7 protein-coding genes and 1 pseudogene are annotated in these 7,202 nt (G+C 62.6%); 4 read left to right on the forward strand and 4 right to left on the reverse strand.

All coding sequences use genetic code 11. From position 1 onward, the window contains the following. Positions 1-19: 19 nt before the first annotated feature. Positions 20-1,114 carry an HD-GYP domain-containing protein gene (locus BCCGELA001_RS35540; protein ID WP_008540302.1) on the reverse strand — a complete coding sequence of 365 codons (1,095 nt, stop codon included), beginning with the start codon at positions 1,112-1,114 and terminating at the stop codon, positions 20-22. 340 nt (positions 1,115-1,454) lie between these two features. On the opposite strand from BCCGELA001_RS35540, the gene BCCGELA001_RS35545 reads away from it, so the two are divergent. From BCCGELA001_RS35545 to BCCGELA001_RS35555, 3 genes are all read left to right on the forward strand, one after another. Continuing rightward, the gene (locus BCCGELA001_RS35545) at positions 1,455-2,219 is read left to right on the forward strand and encodes an alpha/beta fold hydrolase (RefSeq protein WP_008540300.1); all 765 of its coding nucleotides are present in this window, start codon (positions 1,455-1,457) and stop codon (positions 2,217-2,219) included. 23 nt (positions 2,220-2,242) lie between these two features. Then, complete coding sequence (locus BCCGELA001_RS35550; RefSeq protein WP_060738034.1) at positions 2,243-2,578, forward strand: hypothetical protein; 336 nt, start codon at positions 2,243-2,245, stop codon at positions 2,576-2,578. Positions 2,579-2,822: 244 nt separating this feature from the next. After that, positions 2,823-3,497 (forward strand): dienelactone hydrolase family protein, encoded by a 675-nt coding sequence (locus BCCGELA001_RS35555; RefSeq protein ID WP_008540296.1) that lies wholly within the window; start codon positions 2,823-2,825, stop codon positions 3,495-3,497. Positions 3,498-3,636: 139 nt separating this feature from the next. On the opposite strand, the gene BCCGELA001_RS35560 is transcribed toward BCCGELA001_RS35555, so the two are convergent. From BCCGELA001_RS35560 to BCCGELA001_RS35565, 3 genes and pseudogenes are all read right to left on the reverse strand, one after another. Next, positions 3,637-4,380 (reverse strand): polysaccharide biosynthesis/export family protein, encoded by a 744-nt coding sequence (locus tag BCCGELA001_RS35560; protein ID WP_060738035.1) that lies wholly within the window; start codon positions 4,378-4,380, stop codon positions 3,637-3,639. Positions 4,381-4,602: 222 nt separating this feature from the next. Beyond that, a pseudogene (locus BCCGELA001_RS36660) lies at positions 4,603-4,731 on the reverse strand (peptide-methionine (S)-S-oxide reductase); the annotation flags it as partial. Positions 4,732-4,937: 206 nt separating this feature from the next. Beyond that, on the reverse strand, positions 4,938-5,255 hold the full coding sequence (locus tag BCCGELA001_RS35565) for a hypothetical protein (RefSeq protein WP_008540289.1): 318 nt from the start codon (positions 5,253-5,255) through the stop codon (positions 4,938-4,940). Positions 5,256-5,675: 420 nt separating this feature from the next. Between BCCGELA001_RS35565 and rpsT the strand changes: the two genes are divergently transcribed. Next, a complete protein-coding gene (gene rpsT, locus BCCGELA001_RS35570; protein ID WP_060737422.1) occupies positions 5,676-5,942 on the forward strand; it encodes a 30S ribosomal protein S20 in 267 nt (88 codons plus the stop codon). Positions 5,943-7,202 lie beyond the last annotated feature (1,260 nt).

Consider the following 7,202-nt stretch of genomic DNA (forward strand, 5'->3'; position numbering starts at 1 on the left):
GGCAGGAGAGAATGCTGCTTCAAAACGACCCCAGCGCCACCGGGCGGAACGCCTGCAGCAATTGCTGGTCGAGCTTGCCGCCCATGCCTTCCATCATCGTGAAAGCGCGGGAGTGGGTGAAGGGCATGCGGTAGGCGCGCTTCTCCACCAGGGCGGCGTAGATGTCGACGATCGTGGTCAGGCGCACGATGTCGCTGATCTGGTTCGACGACAGGCCGTTGGGATAGCCGGAGCCGTCGAGGAATTCGTGGTGATGCAGGACGACGTCGAGCATCTCCGGCGGGAAGCCGCCTTGGGCTGCGAGCGCGTCATAGCCGCGACGCGGATGCTGGCGGACCTCGGCCATCTCCTCGTCGGTGAGCTTGCCGGGCTTGTCGAGCAGCGCGGCGGGAACGAAGGCCTTGCCTACATCGTGCAGCAGCGCGGCGCGGGTCAGGCGGCGCTGGTCGTCCTCGCGCATGCCGAGATGCTGGGCGAAGGCGACGGCGAAGCCGGTGACGAACAGGCAGTGCCGGTAGCTGCCGACATGGTGGCAGCCGACCGTGGTGAGCCATTCGCGCAGCGAGGAATGCTTGATCGCCTTCAGGATCTTGCTCTCGGCGGCGATGACGTCGTCGAAGGTCAGGGGCACGCCGAGCGGAAGCTTCTCAAACATCTTGGCGAGCACGCCATGCGCGGCCTCGACGCCGCGGTTGAGCGTCTTGCCGCGGTCGGTCGCGTCATAGGTGGCGGTGTCCGGGAAGGCGGAGCGGATGCGCTGAAGGATGGCGTCGGCCTGGAGCGGGCGCGAGATGGTGTCGGTCGCGCCCAGCGCCCAGGCCTGCATGGTGCCGTGATGTAAGGCGTCGGCGAGCACGAACAGCCGCGGCATCGAACGATAGGCATCGCCGCGCAGCTTGTTGCGAACCCGCTGCACGCTCTCGGGTGAGCGCAGATTGATGTCGACGACGAGGCCGGAGAGATCGCGCGACGGCTTCTCGGGGAGGTCCTCGGTCGTCACCGTCGAGACGTCGCCGACCGCCTTCAGGATGCTGGCGAGCTCGCTGCTCTCGTCGCTCCGGTCGGAGGCGAGCAGAAGCCGGCGTTTGGCGGCGGATTTGGCTGAGGCGGTCATGACTTCCCCAAAGGATACCGAGAGCACGGACATATTTGCCTCGAGCCTAAGCCGGATCAGGTTCTCCGGCCCTTAAGAGGCGTGCTCAATGGAACCTGCGGGAATTGCCTGCAATTTTAGGGAGTTTGATGGCGGGTGATTCCCAATCGACGTCGAAAACAACCCCATGCACAGTAGAGATGTCATTGATAAGATAAGGATTTTTTCTGACGTTCGATCATGCCTGGAAGGGGTGGCACAAGGCGCCGGTTGGGGTATGCCTTGAGAGGCAAATTGCGAGGGCCGTGCGCGCGTAAGGGCCGGCTGACGCGGCAAGAATAAAACAAGAGGGAAGGAAACCATGCCGAAGATCGATCGGGGCGGCGTCGGGATACACTACGAGGTTCATGGCGATGGGCCACCGCTGCTTCTGACCCATGGCTATTCCTCGACCTCAGCGATGTGGCATGGGCAGGTCGATGCGCTCGCGAAGCATCACAAGCTGATCCTGTGGGACATGCGCGGCCATGGCCAGTCCGATTATCCCGATGATCCCGGCGCCTACAGTGAAGCCATGACCGTCGGCGACATGGCGGCGATCCTCGATGCGGTGGGCGCGATGCGCGCCATCATCGGCGGTCTCTCGCTCGGCGGCTACATGTCGCTCGCGTTCTATCGCGCGCATCCGGAGCGCGCCCGCGCGCTGCTGATCATCGATACCGGCCCCGGCTTCAAGAAGGACGACGCGCGCGAGGCCTGGAACGCGCGGGCGCTCGCCACCGCCGACAGGCTCGACCGCGAGGGCCTCGACGTCCTGAAATCGGCGACGCGCGAACGCGCCACCGCCAATCATCGGAACGCCAAAGGGCTGGCGCTCGCCGCGCGCGGCATGCTGACCCAGCGCGATGCCCGCGTGATCGAGCTTTTGCCCAACATCAAGGTGCCCAGCCTGATCGTGGTCGGCGCCGACGACACCCCGTTCCTGGCGGCGTCCGACTACATGGCGGTGAAGATCCCCGGCGCACAAAAGGTCGTGATCCCCGCCGCCGGACACGCCGTCAACATCGATCAGCCCGAGGCTTTTGTTGACGCCGTCACGCCTTTCCTGAAGAACTTGCCGGAATAGCCGATCAAGCAGGGATGTTGGCGATGAAGCGGGCGATGCTGGCTGCGGGCGCGATGTTGCTGTCGATATCGGCGCAGGCCGAGCCGTTCGGCGCCGTGCCGGCGCGCCAGCCTTTCGTCAACACCTTGTCCAACAACGTTCCCCTCGCCTTCGGCATGGATGCCGATCAGACCGCGCGCGCCCTAGGACAGCCGCTGCAATATGTGCGGGGACGTCCCGGCAACGAAATCTATCTCGCGCTTCGCAACATCGGCGGCAGCGGCCTGATCCCCTATCGCCACCGTCTGTTCCTGCAATTCCGTCACGGACGGCTGGCAGGATGGAAGGAGGATTACGGCGAGAACTGGATGTGGGAGTGAGTGGAGGCTCTTCGGGTCGCAGGAAATCGTATCCGCGCTTTCCTGCGTTGAAGTTGCCACAACGTCATGGCCGGGCTCGTCCCGGCCATCCACGATCTTTCGGGCGGCACCAAGAACGTGGATGCCCGGGCCTTCGCCGCGCCGAAGCCGCTACGGCCGCGCAGGCGGGACAAAGCCCGGGCATGACGAGTTTGTTGAGCGCGCATAACTCCTAATCGAAGACCAACCAAGAAGGACAACCCGCGTGGGACAAGACATCAAGCTGACCGCCTCCGACAATTTCCAGTTCGGCGCCTATCGCGCCGACCCCGCAGGCAGCCCGAAAGGCGCGGTGGTGGTGATCCAGGAGATTTTTGGGGTCAATCACCACATCCGCTCGGTCTGTGACCGTCTCGCCGGGGAAGGCTATGTCGCGATCGCGCCGTCGATCTTCGACCGGACCTCGCCGAACTTCCAGTCGGGCTATTCGCCCGACGAGATCGCCGAAGCGCGCAAGTTCGTCGCCAATCCGAATTGGGCCGCGATGCTGCGCGACACGCAGGCGGCGATCGATGCCGTGAAGAGCGTCGGCCCCGTGGGCATCATCGGCTTTTGCCTCGGCGGCAGCATCGCCTTCGTCGCAGCGACGCGGCTGTCGGGGCTGAAGGCCGCGATCGGCTATTACGGCGGCGCGGTCGTGCGCTTCGCCGACGAGACGCCGAAGGTGCCGACGCAACTGCATTTCGGCGAGAAGGATGCCGGCATTCCGCTCACCGACGTCGAGACCATCAAGGCGAAGCGGCCCGAGGTCGAGGTCTTCGTCTATCCGGGCGCCCAGCACGGCTTCCACTGCGACGAGCGCGCCAGCTACGACAAGGCCAGCGCCGACATCGCCTGGCCGCGCAGCATGGAATTTTTCGGGAAGCATTTGCAGAAGTAGCGTGCGCAACTCACCCGGTCATTCCGGGATGCGCCGCGAGGCGCAGGCCCGGAATCCCATACTCCCGATCGTGGTTATGGATTCCGGGCTCGCGACTTCGTCGCCCCGGAATGACGGAGGTGACAATTGGGCTGAAGCCTTAGAACCAGCGCTCGCCGACGAACACGGTGTCGCCCGGCGCCAGCGGCGTGCCGAGTGGGACGACGGCGCGCATGGCACCGCCGTTTTCGGTGTGCGTGACGGTGACCATGTCGCGCTTGGCGCGCGGCGAGAAGCCGCCGGCGATGGCGACTGCGCTCTCGACCGTCATGTTCGGCACGTAAGGATATTGGCCGGGCGCGAGGACTTCGCCGAGGATGAAGAAGGGGCGATAGGCCTCGATCTCGACTGCGACTGACGGTTCGCGGATGTAGCCGTTGCGCAGGCGTGCGGCGATCTCGCCGGCAAGCCCTGCCGTGGTGCGGCCGCGCGCCGGCACGGCGCCGATCAGCGGCATGGTGATGGAGCCGCCGGCGTCGATCGCATAGCTGTTGGTGAGGCCCTCCTGGCCGTAGACCACGACGCGAAGCCTGTCGCCGGCGTCGAGATGGTAGGAGGCGCCATTGCGCACCACCATCGGCGCGGCGTAGCCGACCGGCACGGGCGCAGGCGAAGCGGCAAAGGAATTGCTGAGCGCCGCGATGGCGCCGCCGCCGTTGTTGGCTACGACGACCGGCTGCGGCGCGCCATAGGGCTGGCCATAGGCCATGGAGTCGAGATCGGCGCGCGGCTGCATCACTGCGACGGGGCCGGCGGTCTGCATGCAGCCGCCGAGGGCCAGCGCGGCGGACGCGGCCAAGGACGCTGCAAAATTCGACCATCGAAACGCGCGTGCAACCGGCACCGGACCCATCCCTCGAAACGAGACAGATCCAGTGATGCACCGGGTATGGTTAATAAAGCGTTTGCGAGGCGGCTGCGCCGGCGGCATCGCTTACAGCGGCCAACTTCTACGCATGTCCCGCGCCGTCATGGCCGGGCTTGTCCCGGCCATCCACGACCTTTGCGTGTCACGAAGAACGTGGATGCCCGGGACAAGCCCGGGCATGACGAGTACATGGCTGACTTACGCGCTCACGCCGGCGCCGATCGGGCAGGACACACCGGTGCCGCCGAGGCCGCAAGAACCGGCGGGATTCTTCGCCAGATATTGCTGGTGATAGTCCTCGGCGAAATAGAACGCGCCGGCCCGCGCATGAACAGCATGATGTATCTCCGAAGGCGAGTTGTGCGGTCGCATGAGACAAGGGCTCAGGCGGTGGGGCTCGCGATCAGGTGTGAATACAGGCATCTACACTGCGGGAGGCAGCGCCGTTACGCTGCCCGCGCGGCTCACCGTCTCGAATTGAAAATTCAATCCCTGCGGGAATTGAAAAACTCAATCCCGGCGGGAATTAAAACTCAATCCCGGGAATAGCCGATCAGTGGTTTCCGCGGACGGAACAGGATCATCAGCAGGATGCCCAGAACGCCGAGGACGGCGAAGACCGGCTGATCCAGTACCAGGCGGATCACCGAGGTCCAAAGCCAGGGCGCCTTCGCCTCGACCCAGGTCCGGAAGGCGGTCTGGCTGGCCTGATTGATGTCGTTCCAGAACTGGCCGAACCGTGTGAACTTCAGGGTCTGGTCGGCCACCCAGCGGGCGCCGTCATAGACCATGAAAATGAACCCGCCGGCGAGCAGCAGCAGCCCAATCAGTCGGAAAAAGCCGCGGATCATGCCTCACCCACCATGGTCGTCCGATCGGACGACCCTTCAAGACGTCGCCAGCCAATAGCGGGACGACGGCAGAAATTCAACCTCTTCAGGGCGTTACAGCACCCATCCGGGCTCGTTTGGGCCGGTTTTCCAGCTCCGAAAGCGTTGACGGTGCCAAAGAGCCTCTCTATAAGGGCGCCAACTGGCGGTGGGCGCAATCCTGCCGCCGCTGTTCTTTGAGCAGTTGCAGGCGCCCTGAGCTTCAAGACTCATCTCGAGCTTGAGGACTCTCTGGAGCCTCAGAGACAGCCGCAAGGCCGTCGCTCATGTTCCGGGAACGGCCAGCAACCGAACACCCTAAATCCGAGCGTCGATTCAGCGGTCAAGCAGCCGGCGCTACCCGACCAAGACGCGACCGGTACCGCAAAGGACATTGAGACCATGGCCAATACCACTTCCGCCAAGAAAGCGACGCGCAAGATCGCCCGCCGCACTGCCGTCAACAAGTCGCGCCGCACCCAGATGCGCGGTGCCGTACGCAGCGTCGAGGAAGCCATCAAGACCGGCGACCGCGCCGCTGCCGTCAAGGCGCTGGCGAATGCCGAGCCGGCCTTGATGCGCGCCGCACAGCGCAACATCATTCACAAGAACAACGCCAGCCGCAAAGTCTCGCGCCTCACTGCGCAGATCGCCAAGCTCGCGAAGTAAACTGCCAAGTCATTTCGCGAAGTAAGCTCGCGAAGTCATCTTGCGACATCATCGATTGAAAAGCCCGGCACTCGCGCCGGGTTTTTTTGTTGCCTGTCATATTCGGAAAGCGGTCACGCCAAAGGCGATCGTCGATGGAAGATCTGCATCGTTGGCGCTATTCGTTCGTTCCGTAATTCTACCTGCCGACATTCTGCAACAGTCGAAACTTTCACTGCGTTGCAAAAAATCCCTGTGCCGCGGGCTCGAATTGAATTCCGCGGGCGACGAAAGTTCTACACACCGTAGATTCACCGGAATGTGTCACGGTGGAGTTACCCTGCAAAACGAGTCTCGAAAAGCGATGACTCAATAATCACTTATCAACATAGCAGCGACAAGCATTTGGAAAATTCGCCCGCACGTCCAGCGCGTGACGGATTTGTAAAAAAATTTTGGCGGTGGCTGAGAATTGTCACATGAGGCGCGGCATTTTCGATTCTGTACACGAATCCAAAAACTTGGTCCGGAGCCTGTGCACAACTCGGGTGCGGCGTTAACCGAGGTCAAGTTTTTTGATGCCTCAAGTGTGAATCAATTTCATTGCGAGTCTTTCCGCTTAGTGTATTTCTTAAGTCGTCAGCGGCGCCCACGATCTTCAGACCAGCGCGGTTTAGGAAACGGGGCGAGCGTGCAAATCGGCGGCGATGTGCACGTAGGCGACGCTTCAACAAGCGATGTCGGTTCACAACCCATAGCAATATGGGAACGGTAGCTTTTTGTCTGAATGTCTCCAAGCGGGATCTTCTCGCGCCAAGCATGAGAGACATCGCAGAGCGACCCCGGCACGCAAGGTGGGCGAAGTCGAGCGGACGACCAGTACATTGGGCAGGCATCCGCGACAGGAGTACGGCGCGGTTGTCTTCAGGACACGCAGGACCTTGTCGTGAGTTATCACGGCAGGACGGGGAGGTATCATGTCTTACGGAATCAACGCGGTATTGAAGCACGTTTCCTATTCCAACGATGCCTTTGCAGCTCCGTCCGATGTCCAGCCTTCCGCGTGTGACGGAGCGCCGAGTACGCGCTGACCTCGCGACCCCTCCATCTCTGACATCGCTGATCTGACCATGTGGCGTTCGCGCCTGACGGTCGAGCCATGCCTGAAGATGGACTCGCTTCGAGGTCGCGCCATTCCAAGGGTCACGTTCAAGGACCCTGGCAGAAATTCTGCATGGCGCTCACAACGCAACTATATCTCTCAAGAGAAGTTTTCTGACG

Source organism: Bradyrhizobium sp. CCGE-LA001 (genome assembly GCF_000296215.2).
In the GTDB taxonomy this organism is placed as follows: domain Bacteria; phylum Pseudomonadota; class Alphaproteobacteria; order Rhizobiales; family Xanthobacteraceae; genus Bradyrhizobium.

Excerpts from the sequence above, each read along its gene's own strand:
- BCCGELA001_RS35540 (WP_008540302.1), bottom strand. The coding sequence starts at position 1,114 with ATGACCGCCTCAGCCAAATCCGCCGCCAAACGCCGGCTTCTGCTCGCC.
- BCCGELA001_RS35545 (WP_008540300.1), top strand. The coding sequence starts at position 1,455 with ATGCCGAAGATCGATCGGGGCGGCGTCGGGATACACTACGAGGTTCAT.
- BCCGELA001_RS35550 (WP_060738034.1), top strand. The coding sequence starts at position 2,243 with ATGAAGCGGGCGATGCTGGCTGCGGGCGCGATGTTGCTGTCGATATCG.
- BCCGELA001_RS35565 (WP_008540289.1), bottom strand. The coding sequence starts at position 5,255 with ATGATCCGCGGCTTTTTCCGACTGATTGGGCTGCTGCTGCTCGCCGGC.
- rpsT (WP_060737422.1), top strand. The coding sequence starts at position 5,676 with ATGGCCAATACCACTTCCGCCAAGAAAGCGACGCGCAAGATCGCCCGC.